General features: G+C 68.3%; 13 protein-coding genes, 1 tRNA gene and 2 pseudogenes. 8 read left to right on the top strand and 8 right to left on the bottom strand.

Features of this window, described 5'->3' with window-relative positions; all coding sequences use genetic code 11:
* Positions 1 to 11: 11 nt before the first annotated feature.
* The 3 genes from D6682_00750 to D6682_00740 all read left to right on the top strand — a co-directional run bounded on the left by D6682_00750 (position 12) and on the right by D6682_00740 (position 2,279).
* Positions 12 to 1,058, top strand: coding sequence for a glycosyltransferase family 4 protein (locus tag D6682_00750; GenBank protein ID RMH52909.1), 1,047 nt, complete (start codon positions 12 to 14; stop codon positions 1,056 to 1,058).
* Between the two features lie 126 nt (positions 1,059 to 1,184).
* The gene (locus D6682_00745) at positions 1,185 to 1,886 is read left to right on the top strand and encodes a hypothetical protein (GenBank protein RMH52859.1); all 702 of its coding nucleotides are present in this window, start codon (positions 1,185 to 1,187) and stop codon (positions 1,884 to 1,886) included.
* Positions 1,887 to 2,012: 126 nt separating this feature from the next.
* Positions 2,013 to 2,279, top strand: coding sequence for a hypothetical protein (locus D6682_00740; GenBank protein ID RMH52858.1), 267 nt, complete (start codon positions 2,013 to 2,015; stop codon positions 2,277 to 2,279).
* A gap of 84 nt (positions 2,280 to 2,363) precedes the next feature.
* Here D6682_00740 and D6682_00735 read toward each other — a convergent pair whose 3' ends face one another.
* The gene (locus D6682_00735) at positions 2,364 to 3,059 is read right to left on the bottom strand and encodes an endonuclease V (GenBank protein ID RMH52857.1); all 696 of its coding nucleotides are present in this window, start codon (positions 3,057 to 3,059) and stop codon (positions 2,364 to 2,366) included.
* A gap of 99 nt (positions 3,060 to 3,158) precedes the next feature.
* Between D6682_00735 and D6682_00730 the strand changes: the two genes are divergently transcribed.
* A tRNA-Ala gene (locus D6682_00730) sits at positions 3,159 to 3,234 on the top strand.
* 153 nt (positions 3,235 to 3,387) lie between these two features.
* On the top strand, positions 3,388 to 6,186 hold the full coding sequence (uvrA, locus tag D6682_00725; GenBank protein RMH52856.1) for an excinuclease ABC subunit UvrA: 2,799 nt from the start codon (positions 3,388 to 3,390) through the stop codon (positions 6,184 to 6,186).
* A 228-nt stretch (positions 6,187 to 6,414) separates the two neighbouring features.
* On the opposite strand, the gene D6682_00720 is transcribed toward uvrA, so the two are convergent.
* On the bottom strand, positions 6,415 to 8,130 hold the full coding sequence (locus D6682_00720) for a proline--tRNA ligase (GenBank protein RMH52855.1): 1,716 nt from the start codon (positions 8,128 to 8,130) through the stop codon (positions 6,415 to 6,417).
* 88 nt (positions 8,131 to 8,218) lie between these two features.
* Between D6682_00720 and mgtE the strand changes: the two genes are divergently transcribed.
* The 3 genes from mgtE (at position 8,219) to D6682_00705 (ending at position 12,109) form a co-directional block, all read left to right on the top strand.
* Positions 8,219 to 9,577: a magnesium transporter gene (gene mgtE, locus D6682_00715; protein ID RMH52854.1), complete on the top strand. Its 1,359-nt coding sequence runs from the start codon at positions 8,219 to 8,221 to the stop codon at positions 9,575 to 9,577.
* 9 nt (positions 9,578 to 9,586) lie between these two features.
* Positions 9,587 to 10,405 (top strand): symmetrical bis(5'-nucleosyl)-tetraphosphatase, encoded by an 819-nt coding sequence (locus D6682_00710; GenBank protein RMH52853.1) that lies wholly within the window; start codon positions 9,587 to 9,589, stop codon positions 10,403 to 10,405.
* Positions 10,406 to 10,561: 156 nt separating this feature from the next.
* Positions 10,562 to 12,109 (top strand): 2-isopropylmalate synthase, encoded by a 1,548-nt coding sequence (locus tag D6682_00705; protein ID RMH52852.1) that lies wholly within the window; start codon positions 10,562 to 10,564, stop codon positions 12,107 to 12,109.
* A 253-nt stretch (positions 12,110 to 12,362) separates the two neighbouring features.
* Here the strand turns inward: D6682_00705 and D6682_00700 are convergent.
* From D6682_00700 to D6682_00675, 6 genes and pseudogenes are all read right to left on the bottom strand, one after another.
* A pseudogene (locus D6682_00700) lies at positions 12,363 to 13,388 on the bottom strand (polysulfide reductase, NrfD).
* Positions 13,385 to 13,954, bottom strand: a complete 570-nt coding sequence (locus D6682_00695) for a cytochrome c (protein RMH52851.1) — start codon at positions 13,952 to 13,954, stop codon at positions 13,385 to 13,387. Before D6682_00695 ends, D6682_00700 begins: the two are co-directional and overlap by 4 nt.
* Positions 13,951 to 14,487, bottom strand: a complete 537-nt coding sequence (locus tag D6682_00690; GenBank protein ID RMH52850.1) for a DUF3341 domain-containing protein — start codon at positions 14,485 to 14,487, stop codon at positions 13,951 to 13,953. Before D6682_00690 ends, D6682_00695 begins: the two co-directional genes overlap by 4 nt.
* Entirely contained in the window at positions 14,484 to 15,866 is a 1,383-nt protein-coding gene (locus D6682_00685) for a polysulfide reductase (GenBank protein RMH52908.1), read from the bottom strand. The genes D6682_00690 and D6682_00685 overlap by 4 nt, the downstream gene beginning before the upstream one ends.
* Before the next feature lie 145 nt (positions 15,867 to 16,011).
* A pseudogene (locus D6682_00680) lies at positions 16,012 to 16,865 on the bottom strand (4Fe-4S dicluster domain-containing protein).
* 3 nt (positions 16,866 to 16,868) lie between these two features.
* Positions 16,869 to 19,199 (bottom strand): molybdopterin oxidoreductase, encoded by a 2,331-nt coding sequence (locus tag D6682_00675; GenBank protein ID RMH52907.1) that lies wholly within the window; start codon positions 19,197 to 19,199, stop codon positions 16,869 to 16,871.
* Positions 19,200 to 19,228 lie beyond the last annotated feature (29 nt).

Genomic DNA, 19,228 nt, shown 5'->3' with positions numbered 1-19,228 from the left:
TGATCCCCTCCGTGCGTGCCTCCGCTCTGGTCGAACACCTGCTCTTCGCGCTGCTGCTCGCCCTGCTCTCGGCGGCGGGGACCTGGCTGATGCTGCACCGTGTGCGGATCATGGACCGGCCCAACGCCCGCTCCTCCCATCGGGTGCCGACACCGCGCGGTGGCGGTGTGGCCATCGTGGTCACCTTCCTGGCCGGCCTCTCAGCCATCCGTCTCTTCGGCGACAGCAGCCAGATCCACCGCCACTACTTCTGGGCGTTTCTTCTCTCCGCGCTGCTGATCGCCGCGATCTCCCTCTACGACGACATCAAGGAGAAGTCATTCCAGATCAAGCTGTTGACCCATGTGGTCGCCGTCGCCGTCGCCATGGCGGCGGGGTTGACGCTCGATGCGCGGACGGTGCCGGCGTTGCAGGGACACCCCGTGCTGGCGGGGGCGGTCACCGCCCTCTGGCTGGTGGGGATGACCAACGCCTACAACTTCATGGACGGCATCGACGGCCTCGCTGCGACCACCGCGATCATCGCCGCCCTCTTCTTCGCGGCCATCACCCTGTCGGCGGGGAGCAACTTCGCCTATCTGGTCAGCTTCGTCATCGCCGCTTCTGCGGCCGGCTTTCTCTGGTTCAACCGGCCGCCGGCGCGCATCTTCATGGGGGATGTGGGCAGTGCCTTTCTCGGCTTCGTCCTGGCCGCGCTGGCCCTGATGGCGGCAAGCTACGACAAGGCCCACACCTCCTTCTTCGTCATGCCGCTGCTGCTGCTCCACTTCATCTTCGACACCAGCTTCACCATGGCGCGGCGCATCCTGGCCGGCGAGAACCCGACCCAGGCCCACCGCAGCCACCTCTATCAGCTGCTGGTGCGGATGGGGCGGACGCATGCGCAGGTGACGCTGCTCTACGGCGCGCTCGGTCTGCTGCAGGGGGCGGCCGCGCTCTGGATCCCCCATCTGTCGGGGCTGCAGCGGCTCTGGCCCTTTGTTCCCTTCCTGCTCCTCTATACGGTGGCGGCGGTGGCGCTCACCCGTCGGGCGCGCGCGGCGGGACTGATCCCCTGAGGAGCGGTGCCGCGGGCCTCCCCATGGAGGCGCACGGCTTGACTTCGGATGGTCTCTCTGCTATAAAGCGCCTGTTTCGCCCCTCTCGAGTAGGGGGCGCCGACGTTCGGGGCACGAATCGGGAAGATGCTAAGCGATGCCGCCTTTGCTGCGGCCTACCTCGGCCGCCGTCAAGCCGATCTGCTGATGCCGCAGCTCAAGCCCAAGCCGCCTGCGAGGAAGGATGCGCAGGCGAACGGGGCTGCTGCGTCCGGAGCGGGGGCCTCCGGCGGATCGGGCCGGGGGGAGGCGTCGCCGTCCGGGGCGAACGGCGACGGCGCGACGCAGCGGGCGCAGGCACGCCGCCAAGCTTCTGCACGACAGAGCGAGGCGCGGCAGGCCCGGGCCGCCGCATCCGCCGCCCGGGCGGAGCTGCGTGCGGTGCGCGCTTCCGTGGCGGCGGCCCGCCCCGCCGTCACCGACCGCGTGACCATAACGGGAGTATCGGCGGGCGGGGAGGAGACTTTAGCCTCGGCGGCCGTGGCGCACCACGCGGTGCGGGAGCAGCGGTCCGGAGCGCTCGATCGGTTGCAGGAGGCCGCCGCGCGCCATCGGGTCGAGCGGGCGCAGGCGCAGGCGGCGCATGCGCAGGCCGAGGCGCGCGAGGCGGCGCGTCGGGCGGAGTCGGTGGCGGCCGCCCCGTCACAGGGCGCTGCGTCGTCGCAGGGGCGGCAGGCGGCCTTGCGCCAATACCAGCGCATCCAGGCGCAGCAGGGGAGTGCGCAGCGGGCCGGCGGCGGGGTGGCGCCGCGGTCGGGTGTGGCCGCACCGGTGGAGCAGGGGAGCTGACGCCGCCGGCCGGCCGCTCAAGTCCGCCGCCGAATCGGCGATGATTGGTCCCAAGGTGCGTCTTGTGCGCACCGAAACGCAAGGAGGTTCGTCATGCAAATAGGCTCGGTAACCTCCACCGTCCCGTTGGTCCGTCCCGATTTCCAGCAGAATCAGGCGCAGCAGGCCCAGGAGCGGAAGAGCTCTTCCACGCAGGTCCAGGTTGCGCCCGATCTGAATCGGAATGCGGGCGGAGAGGCGGTGGAGACGCAGCCCCGCGAGGTGGGTGAGTCGGCTCCGACCCAGGGTGCCGAGGGGGAGGCCCCCCGGACCAGCGGGTTGGAGGCACAGGCGCGCGCCAACCCCCGTGTGCAGCAGCAGCAAGGGGTCAATCAGTTGGACGTCTTCGCCTGAGGCTGGCCCGCCACTCCTCCCGATCAGGCCGCGGTCCTTCCGGATCGCGGCCTTGTTCGTTTCGGGGCGGCGCAATCGCGCGGGCTACCCATCGCGGCTGTGGCGATCGGCCAGCCGCAGCGGCTCGGGCAGGCGACGCCCCCGCAGGGAGCGGAGTACGATCTCCACCGCCCCTGCGACATCGACATGGCCGCCGGGGGAGACGAAGAGCGGACGGCATCCCGTGCGGCTGCGCACCACCGCGCCGACGATGCGTCCCCGATGGAGGAGCGGGGTTCGGGCACCGGCCTCCGCCGGCAAAGGCCCGAAGCTGCCGGTCAGATGCGATTTGGCCACGCCGACCACCGGGACGGGCTCCTCGATCCAGAGGGCCAGATGGGCCGCCGAGCCGATCCCCGCCGGATGGGCGATCCCTTGCCCGTCCACCAGGATGGCGTCGATCGGCAGGGGCAGTGCGGCGAGCAGCGGAAGGAGGAGCGGCAGCTCACGGAAGGCGAGCAGCCCGGTGCGGTAGGGGAAGGGGATGGGGCGGCGGATCCTCTGGCGCCAGAGGACCCGCCCCTCTTCGGTGTCCCACAGGAGGGCCGCGGCGACGGCGTGGGGCGCCGGTCGGCGGGGGAAGGCGCAATCCAGCCCGAGCAGACGTCGGGGTGCCTGGCCCGGCGGCAGGGGGGAGACCACCGGCGGCGGCAGCGCCTGCTGGATGGCGCGCGCCTCGGCGGGCTCCTGCGGCCACGGGTGGAGGTCGTCTCGGAGATGGAGCCGAAAGCCCTGCTGCATGGCGCCTCCCGGTGGATCGGGGTGGGTCGGCCGCGCACGGAGGGGTGGTGCGCGCCGTCGCCGCAGGGTACCATTCGCCCCCCTCCGACGGGAGGGGTTGGGGCCGTAGCTCAGTCGGGAGAGCGTTACGTTCGCAATGTAAAGGTCGCCGGTTCGATCCCGGCCGGCTCCACCAGTTTCCCCGTTCCGTCTCCGCCCGGGCGTCGCCTCCGGCGGGGATGAACCCTCCGCGGCCCGGGGCTAGCCTCCGCCCCGTGCGCCGCTCCCGCTCCATCTTCCCGCGCTCGATTTCCCCGCGCTCAATCTCCCCGATTCCCGCCCGATTCCGATGATCCGCGTCCGCGGCGCGCGGGTGCACAACCTGCGCAACATCTCGATCGAGATCCCCCGCAACAGGCTGGTGGTGATCACCGGCGTCTCCGGCTCGGGCAAATCCTCGCTCGCCTTCGATACCCTATACGCCGAGGGGCAGCGGCGCTATGTCGAGTCGCTCTCCGCCTATGCGCGGCAGTTTCTCGGCATGATGGAGCGGCCCGATGTCGATGCGATCGAAGGGCTCTCGCCGGCCATCTCGATCGAGCAGAAGAGCACCAGCCGCAACCCGCGCTCCACCGTCGGCACCGTCACCGAGATTCACGACTATCTGCGGCTGCTCTTCGCCCGCGTCGGCAAGCCCTTCTGCCACGGCTGCGGCCGGCCGATCTCCGCCCGCCCGGCGAGCGCGATCATCGATCAGCTCGCCGCCCTGCCCGAGGGGACCCGGCTGCAGCTGCTGGCGCCGCTGGTGCGCAACCGCAAGGGGGAGTTCAAGGCGGAGCTGGCCCAGGCCGGGCGCGACGGCTTCGTCCGTGTGCGCGTCGATGGGGCGATGATGGCGCTGGACGAGGTGCCCCCGCTCGACCGGCAGCAGCGCCACACCATCGAGCTGGTCATCGACCGGCTGGTGGTCCGCGACGGCGTGCGGGTGCGACTGGCCGACTCGGTGGAGACGGCGCTGCGCTTCGGCGACGGGCTGCTGCTGGCCTTGATCGGCGAGGAGGAGCAGCTCTTCTCCGAGCGCTGCGCCTGCCCGGAGTGCGGCATCTCCTACCCGGAGATCGAGCCCCGCCTCTTCTCGTTCAACTCGCCGATCGGCGCCTGCCCGGAGTGCGACGGCATCGGCTCGGCGACCATCTTCGACGAGGCGCTGGTCGTGCCCGACCCCGATCTGCCGCTGAAGGAGGCGATCGCCCCCTGGCGCGGGCGGGTGGGGATCTTCTACCGCCAGACGCTGCGCGCGCTGGCCGACCATCTCGGGGTGTCGCTCGACACCCCCTTCTCGGCGCTCGACGCCGATCAGCAGCGGCTGATCCTGCACGGCTCCGGTGCGGTGCGGGTGCGCTTCTCCTTCCGCTCGCCGCGCGGGCGGCGCCACCGGGTGGAGCGCCCCTTCGAGGGGGTGCTGGCCGCCCTCGCCCGGCGCATGCGCGAGACCGACTCCGAGGCGGTGCGCGAGGAGCTGGCCCGCTACATCAACACCGTCGACTGCCCGGCCTGCGGCGGCGGCCGGCTCAACCGCATCGCCGCCCACATCCGGCTGGGCGGGGTCAACCTGCCGCAGCTGTGCGCCATGCCGCTTGGCCGCGCCAGGGCGTGGCTGGCCGGGCTTGAGCTGACGCCGGCCGAGCAGGCGGTCGCCGCCCGCATCGTCGAGGAGGTGGACGCCCGGCTGGGCTTCCTCATCGATGTCGGTCTCGACTACCTCACCCTCGACCGTGCCTCGGCCACCCTCTCCGGCGGCGAGGCGCAGCGCATCCGGCTGGCCACCCAGATCGGCTCGGCGCTGGTCGGGGTGCTCTACATCCTCGATGAGCCCTCGATCGGGCTCCACCAGCGCGACAACGATCGGCTGCTGGCCACGCTCGAGCGGCTGCGCGATCTGGGCAACTCGGTGCTGGTGGTGGAGCACGACGAGGATGCCATCCGCGCCGCCGACTGGATCATCGACATGGGGCCGCGCGCCGGCGAGCACGGTGGCGAGGTCGTCGCCCAGGGGCCGCTTTCCAAGATTCTACAGGCGGACACGCTCACCGCCGACTACCTGAGCGGCCGCAAGCGGATTCCGGTGCCGGCACGCCGACCCGTGCCGCGCGATCACCCGGTGGTCGGCGTGTGTGGCGCCTGCGGCCACAACCTGAAGGGGATCACCGCCCGCTTTCCGCTCGGGCGCTTCGTCTGCGTGACCGGAGTCTCCGGTTCGGGCAAGTCGACGCTGACGATCGACACGCTCTATCGGGCGCTGGCGCGCTCGAAGGGGCTGAGGACGGAACGGGTGGAACCCTTCGATACGCTGATCGGTGCCGATCTCGTGGACAAGATCATCGAGATCGACCAGAGCCCGATCGGGCGCACGCCCCGCTCCAATCCGGCGACCTACACCGGGCTGTTCACGCCGATCCGCGAGCTCTTCTCCCGTGTGCCGGAGGCGCGGGCGCGCGGCTACAGGCCGGGGCGTTTCTCCTTCAATGTCAAGGGCGGGCGGTGCGAGGCGTGCCAGGGCGACGGCATCATCAAGGTGGAGATGCACTTCCTGCCCGACATCTATGTCACCTGCGAGGCCTGCGGTGGCGCACGCTACAATCGCGAGACGCTCGATATCCGCTACAAGGGGAAGAGCATCGCCGAGGTGCTGGAGATGACCGTGGAGGATGCCTGCGGCTTCTTCTCCGCCGTGCCCGCGATTCGCCACCGGCTGCAGACGCTGATCGAGGTGGGGCTGGGCTACATCCGGCTCGGCCAGCAGGCCACCACGCTATCGGGCGGCGAGGCGCAGCGGGTGAAGCTGGCCCGCGAGCTGGCCCGGCGAGCCACCGGCGACACCCTCTACATTCTCGACGAACCGACGACCGGGCTCCATTTCGATGATGTGGCCAAGTTGCTCGGGGTGCTGCATGCGCTGGTCGACCGCGGCAACACGGTCATCGTCATCGAGCACAATCTGGATGTCATCAAGACCGCCGACTGGATCGTCGATCTCGGCCCCGAGGGAGGGGAGCGGGGCGGCGAGATCGTCGTGGCCGGCCCCCCCGAGGAGGTGGCCGCCTGTGCGCGCTCATGGACCGGGCGCTACCTGCGCCGGATGTTGTAGGAGGGGGTAACTACTCAGCTCATCCCCTGATTTGCCCGATAACCGCGTCGAAAGTGCTCATGTACAGTAGCACACTGCGCGCTTTTTCCTTGTTCTCGAACAAATCAGGGGCGATCTGAGCAGTTCCAAGGGTGTGCTGAGTAGTTGCAGGAGGGGAATCCTTTCCCCGAACCTGCACGGGTGTGGGTTCGGCGCCATCGTCATTCGCGGACAGGAGTCCGCTCCTACCTATTTCACGATGGCCGCGCGCACCGCATCGATCGCCGCTTCAATCGCCAGGCCGCGCCGCGCCTCCCCCCGCCGGCCGAACTCGACCGTGCCGGCGTCCAGCCCCCGCCTGCCCACCACCAGCTGCAGCGGCAGGCCCATCAATTCGGCATCCTTGAACTTGACCCCGGGCCGCTCGTCCCGCTCGTCCCACAGCGGTTCGATGCCGGCATCGAGCAGCGCGCGGTAGAGACGCTCGCTCGCCGCCATGACCGCATCGTCGTTACCCAGCGAGATCAGCGCCAGCGGGAAGGGGGCTACCGCCATCGGCCAGCAAATGCCGGCATCGTCGTGGCACTGCTCGACGATCGCCGCCATCAGCCGAGAGACGCCGATGCCGTAGCAGCCCATGGTGGCGATGCGCCGCTCACCGTCGCGATCCTGGAAGGCCACCCCCATCGGCTCGGTGTAGCAGCGACCGAGGGCGAAGACCTGCCCCACCTCGATGCCGCGGGCGGTGGCGATGGTGCCGCCGCAGCGGCGGCAGCGGTCACCGTCGGCAGCCTGCCGCAGATCGACGACGCGGGCCTTAGGCAGGTCGCGGGCGGGATCGATGTGGCGCAGATGGGTGTCGGGCCGGTTGGCGCCGGCGACCAGCCCCCGCGCCTCGCGCAGCGCCCGGTCGATCAGCACCGGGCAGTCGAGCCCGAGCGGGCCGATGAAGCCGGCCACCCCGCCGACGGACCGGATGGCCGCATCGTCGGCCATGGTCAGCTCCTGCGCATCGAGCGCGCGCAGCAGCTTGACCTCCTGCAGCTGGTCGTCGCCGGCGACGCAGGCGGCGACGGTGGCGCCGTCGTGCGGTCCGCCGCGCACCTTGTAGAGCAGGGTTTTGATCAGTCGGCCGGCCGGGATGCCGAGGAAGGCGGCCACCTCGTCGGCGGCGCGCACCTGCGGGGTGGCCACCGGCTCGGGAGCGGCCTCGGCGCGCTCCTCTGGCTCCTCCACGGGATCGGGCCGGATGCTCTCCGCCTTCTCCACATTGGCGGCGTAGTCGCACGCCGTGCAATAGGCGAGCAGATCCTCGCCGGCCTCGGCCAGCACGTGGAACTCGTGGCTGCGGTTGCCGCCGATGGCGCCGGTGTCGGCCTCGACCGCGCGGAAGCGCAGCCCCAGCCGGGTGAAGATGCGCTGGTAGCAGGCGAACATCCGCTCGTATTCACGGGCCAGGTCATCGTCGTCGGCGTGGAAGGAGTAGGCGTCCTTCATGATGAATTCGCGTCCGCGCAGCAGGCCGAAGCGGGGGCGGATCTCGTCGCGGAACTTGGCCTGGATCTGGTAGAAGTTGAGCGGCAGTTGCCGCCAGGAGCGCAGGTCGCGTGCCACCAGGTCGCAGATCACCTCTTCGTGGGTCGGGCCGAGGCAGGAGGGGTGGTCGTGGCGGTCGACGAAGCGCAGCAACTCGCGGCCGTACTTCTCCCAGCGGCCGGAGCGCTGCCACAGCTCGGCCGGCTGGGTCATCGGCATGAGCAGCTCCTGCGCGCCGGCGCGGTCGAGCTCGTCGCGGATGATCGTCTCGATGTTGCGCAGCACGCGCAGGCCGAGCGGCAGCAGGTCGTAGACGCCGCTGGTCACCCGCCGGATGTAGCCGGCCCGCAGCAGCAGACGGTGGGAGGCGATGTCGGCATCGGCGGGATCCTGCCGCAGGGTGGGGGAGAAGAGGGTGGAGCTGCGCATGGGCCAACTCTAGAGGCTGGCGCGTACAGGTACAGCAGGCCGACCGCGGCTTTCGCTATTCCGCCGCCCGGGCCGTAGCCTTCGGGGCATGCGACAGGATCGGGAGCAGCGGAGCCTTTCCGCCGAGGAGGCGGTCGCCCTCGCCCGGCGTGATCCGGTGGGGCTGCGCAGGCGCTTCGCCGGGATGCACACCGCGGACATCGCCGAGCTGCTGCTCGACTGCGCCACCAACGATGAGCGGTTGCTGCTGCTGCGCTACATCCCCGACGAGAAGCAGGGCGACGTGCTGCTCGATCTGCCCGAGGGGATGCAGGAGACGCTGCTGGCCAGCCTCCATCCCGAGGCGATCGGTGATGTGGTCGAACATCTCGATTCCGACGACGCCACCGATCTGCTGCAGGCGGTGGACCGCTCGGTCGCCGACGAGGTGATCGGACAGCTTGAGCCGGAGGAGCAGCGCGAGATCAAGCCGCTGCTCGGCTACGACGAGGAGAGCGCCGGCGGCCTGATGCAGGCCGAGCTCTTCAAGGTGCGCGCCGACTGGAGCGCCGGGCGGGTGCTCAAGGTGCTGCGTCGCTGGGGGCGGGAGATCGGCAACCTGCACTACATCTATGTCGTCGATGACGACGACCGGCTGGTCGGCCTGTTGTCGCTGCACGATCTGCTCTTCCTCGAGCCGGATCAGCCGGTGCTCGACGCCGCCGAGCGGAACTTCGTCACCGTGACGCCGCAGCAGGACCAGGAGACGGTGGCGCAGCTGTTTGACAAATACGATCTGTTGGCGGTGCCGGTGGTCGACGAGCGCGGGGTGCTGGTCGGGCGGATCACCGCCGACGACATCATCGATGTGGTCAACGAAGAGGCGACCGAGGACATGTTCCGCCTGGCCGCCCTCTCCGACCAGGACGACCTGAGCGAGCCGGTGTCGCGTACCGCCTGGCGCCGCGGCGTCTGGCTGCTGGTCAATCTGGTCACGGCGATCCTCGCCTCGACGGTGATCGCGCAATTCCAGCAGACGATCTCCCGGGTGGTGGCGTTGGCCGTGCTGATGCCGATCGTCGCCAGCATGGGGGGGATCGCCGGTACACAGACGCTGACCGTGATCGTGCGTGGCATCGCGCTGGGGCGGGTGACGCTGGCCAATGCCGGCCGCGCGCTGGTCAAGGAGGTGCTGGTCAGTGTCGTGACCGGAACCTTCTTCGCCCTGCTGATGGGGGTGGTGGCCCTCTTCTGGTTCCCTGCGTTGGGGATGAAGCTGGGGGTGGTGATCGCCGCGGCGATGCTGATCAACCTGCTGGCCGCCGGGCTGGCCGGGGCGCTGATCCCGCTCACCCTGCAGCGGCTGCACATCGATCCGGCGCTGGCTTCGGGCACGGTGTTGACCACGGTGACCGACGTGGTCGGCTTCTTCGCCTTCCTCGGCCTGGCCAGCCGCATCCTGCTGTAGCCCCGCCCCATGGCGGCGGTCTATGCGGTGGGGGACATTCAGGGGTGTTATGGCTGCCTGCGCCGGCTGCTGCGCCATGCCGGCTTCCGGGTCGGCCGCGATCGGCTCTGGTGTGTCGGCGATCTGGTCAACCGCGGGCCGGATTCCCTGGAGACGCTCCGCTTTCTGCAGGATCTGGGGGATCGCTGTACGGTGGTGCTGGGCAACCACGACCTCCACCTGCTCCATGCCGCGGCCGGGGGGATCGCGCCGCCGCCCGCGCTCCGTTCCGTACTCGACGCGGCGGATGCACCGCAACTGATCGAGTGGCTTCGGCGTCGCCCGCTGCTCCATCGCGATGACGATCTCGGCTGGGTGATGATCCATGCCGCGCTCCATCCGCGCTGGAGTGTGGAGCGGGCCGAACGCTACGCCGGAACACTGGAGCGGCGGCTGCGCGGCGAGGAGTGGGGCAGGCGGCTGATCCGGCTGCTGCAGACCCCGCTGGTTCAGCCGCCGGAGGGGAAGCGGCAGCGGCGGGCGTTCCGGCTTGCGGTGCTCACCCGCGGCCGCTTCTGCACCCGGGAGGGGGTGTTCAACTGGCGCAACAGCAGCCGTACCCGCAGCCGTTACGACGAGGCGCCCTGGTTCATGCACCGCAAGGCGCGCTGGCGCGGCAAGTCGCACGGCCGGCGCTACCGCATCCTCTTCGGCCACTGGGCGGCGATGGGGTTGGTGGACGATCAGCCCCACGTGCTCGGCCTGGACAGCGGTTGCGTCTGGGGCAACCGTCTGACACTGGCCCGCCTCGACAGCCGCCGGATTCGCCTCTTCTCCGTCGGTTGTTGACCCGGCGGGCATGGGGATCAGCCTTTCCCGCGCCTCCCCCCGTACGGTGGTGCGGCACCTCCGGCCACGGGGTGGTCGGGGAGGCCTTCCCCTTCCGGTTTCCGACCGAACAACGAGTCGCAGGAACTCCATGGACGGATTTCCGGCGATGCGATCATGACGGATACCCTCTACATCTTCGATACCACGCTGCGCGACGGGGAGCAGTCGCCCGGCTGCTCGATGAACTCCGCAGAGAAGCTGCAGGTTGCGCTGGCCCTGGAGCAGCTGGGGGTGGATGTGATCGAGGCGGGTTTTCCCGCCGCCTCACCGGACGACTTCGCCTCGGTGCAGCAGATCGCCGGCACGGTGCGCGCGGCGCGTATCGCCGGGCTGGCCCGGGCGCTGGAGCGGGATATTCGCTCCGCCGGCGAGGCGATCAAGCCCGCCGGCGACCGCGGGCGGATCCACACCTTCATCGCCACCAGCCCGATCCACATGGAGGCCAAGCTGCGCATGACCCCGGACGAGGTGGTGGAACGGGCGGTGGAGGCGGTGCGGCTGGCCCGTTCGCTGGCGCCGGAGGTGGAGTTCTCCGCCGAGGATGCCGGCCGCTCGGAGCTCGATTTCCTCTGCCGCATCGTCGAGGCGGCGATCGATGCCGGGGCGACGATCATCAACATCCCCGACACCGTCGGCTACATGACCCCCGACGAGTTCGGCGGCCGCATCCGCACTCTGATCGATCGGGTGCCCAACGCCGACAAGGCGGTCTTCTCGGTCCACTGCCACAACGACCTCGGCCTGGCGGTGGCCAACTCGCTGGCCGCGGTGGAGAACGGCGCCCGTCAGGTGGAGTGCACCATCAACGGACTGGGCGAGCGTGCGGGCAACGCCGCGCTGGAGGAGATCGTCATGATCCTGCGCACCCGGCGCGACCGCTACGACATCGACACCGGCATCGACACCACCCGCATCGTGCCCACCTCCAGGCTGGTGGCCAAGATCACCGGCTCCCCCGTCCAGCCCAACAAGGCGATCGTCGGCGCCAACGCCTTCGCCCATGAGTCGGGCATCCATCAGGACGGCATGCTCAAGCACCACGAGACCTACGAGATCATGACGCCGGAGTCGGTCGGATGGAGCACCACCCGCATCGTGCTGGGCAAACACTCCGGGCGGGCGGCGTTGGCGGCCCGCTACAGGGAGCTGGGGGTGGAGCTCGACCGACGCCGGATCGATGCGCTCTTCGCCCGCTTCAAGGAGCTGGCCGACAAGAAGAAGGAGGTCTTCGACGAGGATCTGCTGGCGCTCATCTCCGATGAGCGCGACCCGCAGCGTGCAGAGCGGATCCGGCTGGTCGGGCTCCATGTCGCCTCCGGCACCCGCGACACGCCGGTGGCGGCGGTGGAGCTCTCCATCGACGGCGAGCTGCACAAGGCGAGCAGCGAGGGGGATGGGCCGGTCGATGCCGCCTTCAAGGCGATCAAGTCGCTGGTCGAACCCAACGGCCGGCTGCTGCTCTATCAGGTCAACGCCATCACCTCCGGCACCGATGCCCAGGGGGAGGTGACCGTGCGGCTGCAGAACGGCAACCGCGTGGTCAACGGCAAGGGGGCGGACACCGACATCGTCGTCGCCTCGGCCAAGGCGCTGATTGCGGCGCTCAACAAGCTGCCCGAGGCCCACGCCCGCGCGCTCCACGCCCACTACTCAGGCATCTGAACCCGCAAGCAAGGGGGAGAATGGGGGCGCCGCGTCACCCCATCCTCTCCCCTTCCCGGCCCGGAAGGGAAAGACGGCTGTTGCTCTGTTCCTCCCCTCCGGCGACCGGTCTCCCCTCCTCAGCCGGCAGTGCCCTGGAAACCGGGGAAGATGGTAGGCGCAGGATCCTCGGCGGGGATCAGTGCTCGAAGCGGGCCCGCTCCTCCAGTTCGAGCATGCGCGCCTCCTCCTCTTCCTCGGTGCCTCCTTCCCAGTAGAGGCCGTCCTTGCGCATCTGATGGTGCCAGAGGTAGAAGCCGATGCAGAAGATGACGCCGGTGATGGCGACGTCGACCCACGACGAGAGGAAGGGGGTGTGGTCGATATCCTTGGCGCGCGGGCTGATGATCCACATGTAGTGCTCGAGGAAGGTGCCGATCAGGATGCTGATCGAGGGGAAGAGCATCAGGCTGGGCGAGTGGCGCATGGCGCTGAAGATCAACATGAAGAATGGCACGAAGGAGTTGAGCAGGAAGAAGGCCCAGAAGAGGAACCAGTTGGGGCCGTCCATCATGTTGTGGTAGCGCTCGATCTCCTCCGGCAGGTCGCCGTACCACATCACCAGGTACTGGACGAAGAAGGCGTAGGTCCAGATGATGGTCAACGCCAGCATGATCTGGGCGCAGTAGTTGAAGACGTAGTCGTTGATCCGCCGCCGGAGCACGTCGCGCTGCCGCAGCACGTAGAGCGAGACGATGAAGAAGGCGAGGAAGGCGCGCATCATGCTCTCGAAGTGGTAGGGGCCGTAGATCGGGCTCCACCAGCGCGGCATCTGGGTCATCTCCATGTCCCAGCCGACGATGGTGCCGTAGATGCAGTAGACGAACGGCACCAGCAGCGCGACGTTGCGGAAGCGGCGCCGGTCCTCGGCCGGTGCGTGCGGGAATTCCTTGCGCTGCAGCTTGAAGAAGTGGTTGCAGAAGGCCCACACCGCGAGGAAGAGGACGATCTCGCGCAGGGTGAAGAAGAGTCGGTCGTGCCAGCCGTTGAGCGGCTCACCGTAGGTCTCGCCCCCCATCCACGGGAAGCAGTTGGCGCCGCTGGCCAGGATGATGAGCAGCAGCACGAAGGCGAGCGGGAACATCGCCCTGGCCGAGGCCATCAGGAAGCGCACCTCATAGCGCCACTTGCCGTTGACCAGGTGGAGCACCGAGGCCCAGAAGGCGGCGGCGAGCGGCATGTAGAGGGCGAAAAGGTAGTTGTCCATCAGGACCGCCCAGTTGGCTGGCGAGAGTGTCATCGCTGCTCCCCTCCCTTGTTGCCGTTGATGGTCGAGAGCACCTGCCGGGCGCGCTCTTCCTTGCTGGTTGCGGTCATCCGCTTCTCCAGCTCCTGTCGGATGTAGTTGACCACGTGCCAGCGCTCGGTCGGTGACATGTCGTAGCCGTAGCGCGGCATGATGTAGCTGCCAAAGGTGATCGTCCCCCAGATCCAGCCGTCGGTCAGGTCGTCCTTGACGTAGTCGGAGGTGAGGTCGGCCGGCTGGGTCTCGAAGATCTTGCCCACCGGGCCGTCCCCCTTGCCGGAGTAGCCGTGGCAGGGCATGCAGTAGATGCGGAACAGCGCCCGACCCTTGGCGATCGACTCCTTCGTCGGTGGGATGGGGTTTTTGATGTTCTCGGCGGCGTCGCGGTCGGCCACCTTGGTCCACAGCCCGCCCACCGGCACGGAATCCTTGGGGTAGGTGTGGATCGGCGGCTCCTGCGGCTTGATCGACGGCTGGTTCATCAGATCGCGCGACCAGGGCCAGGCCAGCACCGCGGTGGGCAGTGCCATGATGGTGATGAGGAGCAGTGTCTTCTTCATAGCGTCACTTCCCGGATCTCGGAGGCGTTGCACCGTTCGAGCACCTCGCGCACCTTCTCGCGGTGGCGCGGCAGCACCTCCACCTCGATGCCGATCTGATCCTCGCTCACCTTCTCGTTGTAGTGCTTGCGCAGGCTGCGCGGCAGCCCCGAGTAGATGAAGAAGGCGGCCAGCGTGCTCAACACCCCGATGAGGATGGTCCCTTCGTAGGTGATGACGATGTCCGGCGGCAGCGGAATCACCGGTTTGCCTCCCTGTGGTTGGACGGTGAACATCGACTGCGCCGCCGCGGCGACCAGGAGGAAGCCGCCGATGGCCCCGCCGATGGCCCCGAAGAAGGTGAAGCGCTGGATCGGCTGATGGAACTCGCCCAGGATCTCCTCCACCTCGGGGTGCTCGATCGGCGAGTAGATCTCGATGTTCTGCACCACCATCTCTTTCAGGTCGAGCACCTTGAGCTCGGCGACGACATCGCGCGCCTTGTCGAAATCCTCGTAGGTCGCAAAGAGAAAGTGTCTTCTTCTTTTCCTCATGCCAGCTTCTCCTCGAGTTGCACCATCTCGTCCTTGATCTTGTTCAGATCCTCCAGCTCGGCGCGTGAACTGGCCTTGCGCCGGTGGAAGACCATCTCCTTGACCTCATACATGGAGACGCTGGGGAACACCTTGCAGAAGATGAGGAACAGCATGGTGAACCAGCCGAAGCTGGCCAGGGTGATGGTCAGCTGCACCAGCCCCGGCCAGACCACCGCCCAGGTCCACGGCTCGTGGTTGCTGGCCAGCGGCGGGCTGACGATCTGGAACCGCTCCAGCCACATCCCCAGTTGCAGGATCAACGAGAGCCAGAACATGGCCCACATGTTGTGCCGCACCTTCTTGAAGGCCATGGCGAACGGCGCCACGGTGGCGCAGAAGAGCATGCCCCAGACGATCCAGCAGTAGGGCCCGAAGAACTTCTCCAGCAGCACCTCCTTCTCGTACATGTCGTTGGAGTACCAGATGGAGGCGTACTCGGAGAGGTTGAGGTAGTTCCATACCATGGCGATGGCGAAGGTGAGCTTGGCGGTCTTGTCCATGATCTCGGTGGTCATGTACTCCTCGAAGCGGAAGACGTACCGGAGCAGCACGAAGAGGGTGATGATCGCCGCGCAGCCGGAGTAGAGGGCGCCGGCGACGAAGTAGGGTGGGAAGGAGGTGATGTGCCAGTCGGGCATGATCGACATGGCGAAGTCCGAGGCGACGATCGAGTGGACCGAGACGGCCAGCGGTACCAGGAAGCAGGCCATCAGCACGTAGGTCTTGCGGAAGGCGAGCCACTCGGTGGCGCGTCCCATCCAGCCGACCGACAGCGCGGTGTAGAGCTTCTTGCGCCATCCTTTGGCGTTGTCGCGGCAGATGGCCAGGTCAGGAATCATGCCGACGTAGAGGAAGAGCGCCGAGCTGGTGGCGTAGGTGGTGATGGCTGCGGCGTCCCACAGCAGCGGCGAGCGGAAGTTGGGCCAGATGGTGCGCTCGTTCGGATAGGGCAACACCCAGTACATGTTCCACACCCTTCCCAAGTGGATCACCGGGAAGATGGCCGCGGTCAGGATGGAGAAGAGCGTCATCGCCTCGGCGAAGCGGTAGATCGGCTTGCGCCAGTCGGCCTTGGTCAGCAGCAGAATGGCCGACAGCAGCGTGCCGGAGTGGCTCATGCCGATCCAGAAGACGAAGTTGGAGATGTACAGCTGCCAGAAGTGCGGCCGGTTCATCAGGGCCACGCCGAGCCCCTGGTTGTACTGGTAGATCTCGGCGGCGATCCCCAACGCCACCAGCACCGCGCAGATCCCGAGAACCACCCAGAAGGCGGCGCGCGGCGACTCGAGGCTCTTGAGCACATCCTTGTTGATCTTGGCCCACTCGATGTCCTTCATCGCGTAGTCGTTCATCGAACTGCTCTCCTTGTTGACGAAATCGCGGCCGCCCTGCGTCCGCCTCGCCCGCATGCGAGGGGGAGGCGGATGCCGGCCTGCAAGCCTGTTGTGCGAGGGGTCGGAATCCGCGCCCGCCGCGGTGCGGTCAGGCCTCGGTGTCGCGCACGCGCTCGAGGTACATGATGCAGGGCTCGACATTGAGCCCCTCGAGCACCCGGTAGCCGCGGATATCCTCCGACTTGTCTGCTCGTGGCGGTTGAGTTCCACCTCGTGCTCCTCCCACATCCGCTTCACGCGGCTGTTCTCATCCTTCAGGTTGCCGAAGACGATCGCCTCGGTCGGGCAGCTCTGCTGGCAGGCGGTCTGGAAGCTGCCGTCCTCGATGTGGTCGCGATGCCCCTCGTCCTCGGCCGCATCCTTGGCCGCCCGGATGCGCTGGACACAGAAGGTGCACTTCTCCATCACCCCCTTGCTGCGGACCGAAAGGTCGGGGTTGAGCTGCATCTCCAGCGGGTGGGGGATTTCGGTGTTGAAGTCGAAGAAGTTGAAGTAGCGCACCTTGTAGGGGCAGTTGTTGCCGCAGTAGCGCGAGCCGATGCAGCGGTTGTAGACCTGTGCGTTGAGGCCGTCGGGGGTGTGGTAGGTGGCCGCCACCGGGCAGACCGGCTCGCACGGCGCATGGTTGCACTGCTGGCAGAGCATCGGGATGTAGTGGGCGCCCCGCTCGGGGTATTCGCTCTGCTCGATGTCGATATCCGCCTCGCCCTCCGGCTCCTCCCAGAAGCGCTCGATCCGCATCCAGTGCATGGCGTGGCCGGTGGCGTAGCGCTCCTTGCCCACCACCGGCAGGTTGTTCTCGGCATAACAGGCGGTGACGCAGGCGCCGCAGCCGATGCACTTGTTCAGATCGATCGACATGCCCCACATGTAGGGCTCGTCCTCGTAGTAGTCCCGCTTCCGGAAATCGGACCAGTGCTCCAGCATCCGCTTGAGGGCCATGGCTTATACCTCCTTCTTTTCGGGATGGGTGGCGGACATCCCGGCCTCGGTGCGGTCGAAGTCTTTGGCCCGTACCGTCTTGACGATCTTCCGCCCGGCCTGGCGGGCGGTGTTGCTCTCCAGCACCAGGTCGCCGTGGGCCAGGGTGACCAGCGGCCCGCGGTCGGCCACCTTTTGCACCGCCACCCGGGTGGCGTGGGTGGCCAGCTCCCCCGTCTTCCGGTCGAAGCGGGCCTCGAGGATCTTGTAGGGGTTGACCCCGATCCCCTTGGCGTAGCGGCCGTACTCGGTATGCCCCTGACCGAGGGGGATCCCCACCGAGTCGCGCTGGATACCCGGGAAGAGGACCACCTTGGCCTCGAGCGCGCCGGCGGGCGAGCTGACCCGCACCACGTCGCCGGTGATGACCCCGAGCTTCTTTGCGGTCTCCGGATGGATCTCCACCCAGGAATCCCACACCACCGCGGTGAGCTGGTCGGGCAGCTCCTGCAGCCAGGGGAGGTTGGCGTGGCGTCCGTCCCACAGCCCGAGCCTGGGGGTGGGAACGAGATGGAACGGGTAGCTCCCCTCGGCCTTCGACGGCTCGGGCAGCTCCACCGGCTCCACCCGGGGGGCAAGCCGGCCGGCCTCCCCGTGTTTGAGGCGGACGAATCCCCTGGCGAGGATCCCCTGACGGAAGGCATCCTCCTCGGTCTGGCCGGGGGTGGTGATCTTCGGCGGATCGATCATCGCCGGGCGCATGGTGAAGAGCGCCTCCATGACATACTCCTCGTAGCGCTTCCACTTGCCGAAGCGCGCATCGAGCATGCGCAGCACGCCAAGCAGCAGATCCCCGAAGGGGCGCGGACCGTCGTCGCCGAAGACCGGATTCATCACCGGTTGCTGCAGCCCGAGCAGACCATCCTCCGGACTGTAGGCCGGCATGGTGGTGTTCCACTCCTCGAGGTAGGAGCGGACCGGCAGCACCAGGTCGCAGGCCATGGTGGTCTCGTCGGGGAACATGGAGAAGGCGATGCGGTGCTTCGCCCGGGCGAAGGCCTTGTCGGCTCCGAGCACCGCCGGCGCCTGATAGATGGGGTTGGTGCCGTAGACCACCGCGGTGTCGATGTCGCCGCGGTTGAGCTTGTCGAGGAAGGCGCGCAGCTCCGACCACCCCCCCATGACCGGCGCGAGGTCGGGGAAGGGTTGGGGGCTGCGCGGCAGAATGGTCTTGCCGACATTGCCCAGCATGACGTTGAGCAGCAGGATGGCCTGGGCGGTCTCCGAGCCGTGCTCCACACCCTCGGCGCTGGCGCCGGAGAGCACCAGGCTCGGGCTGCGCGTGACGAGCAGTTGGTGGAGCCGGTGGATCCGCTCGACCGGGACGCCGGTGGCGGCGGAGACGGCGTTCGGATCGATCTCCCGGATGGCGGCCGCCATCCCTTCGGGGAGACGGCGGGCGTAGCGGGGCTCCTGGGCCAGGAGGGAGGCCAGGGCGAGCGCCAGCTGCCCTTCGGTGCCGGGGCGGATGGCGATCCAGCGGTCGGCGTTGGCGCCGGTGATGGTCATCCGGGGCTCGATCTGCACCAGCGTGCCGCGCGGCGCGTTGCGGAAGCGGCTGTACTGGGTGGCGAAGTGGACCGGCGACATCCAGGTGCCGAGGAAGTCGGCCCCGAAGGAGAGGATCAGCCGCGCCTTCTCGAAGTCGTAGCGGGGCATCTCCACGCCGAAGATCCCGGCGTTGGCCGCATGGCCCACGGCCGGCGGCAGGGTGTCGAAGACGAAGAGGTTGTCGGGGGCGCCGGCGGCGTCGAGATAGGCGCGGATCAACGCCGCCTGATGGCCGCTGAGCGCGCCGCTCAGCCAGCCGATCCTGCCGTTCTTCCGACCGAGGATGCGCTTGAGGGTGCTCTCGGCCTCGGCCCACGAGACCTCGGTCAGCTTGCCCCCCTTGCGCACCATCGGTTTGGTGATGCGGTCGGGGTTGTAGTGGGCCTGGAGGCCGGCCTGCCCCATCGGGCAGAGCCGCCCGCGGTTGACCGGCGATGCCGGATTGCCCTCCAGCTTGAGTACCCGCCCCTCACGGTTGCGCGCGTGGATGCCGCAGCCCGCCGGACACTGGCGGCAGGTGGAGGCGTAGTAGACGGCGATGCCCGGGCGGACGAAGTCCTGCGGATCGACGTTGGGCTCGACCTTCTCCTTGCGCACCTCGAGGTCGACTTCGTTGATGATGTCGGTGTCGCCGCATCCGCTGATCGCCAGCGCGCCGCCGGCGCCGCTCAGCCCCATCACCTTGAGGAAGGTGCGTCGGCTCCACCCGTTTTGCCCTGCGCGCTCTGCCTTGTTGTTCTCCATCGTCACCGCTCCTTGTTCCCCGGCGCCAT

This window comes from Zetaproteobacteria bacterium (assembly GCA_003696765.1).
GTDB lineage: Bacteria > Pseudomonadota > Zetaproteobacteria > Mariprofundales > J009 > RFFX01.
Note: the sequence above shows the minus strand (reverse complement) of the source record. Positions and strands in the feature narration are given on the sequence as shown.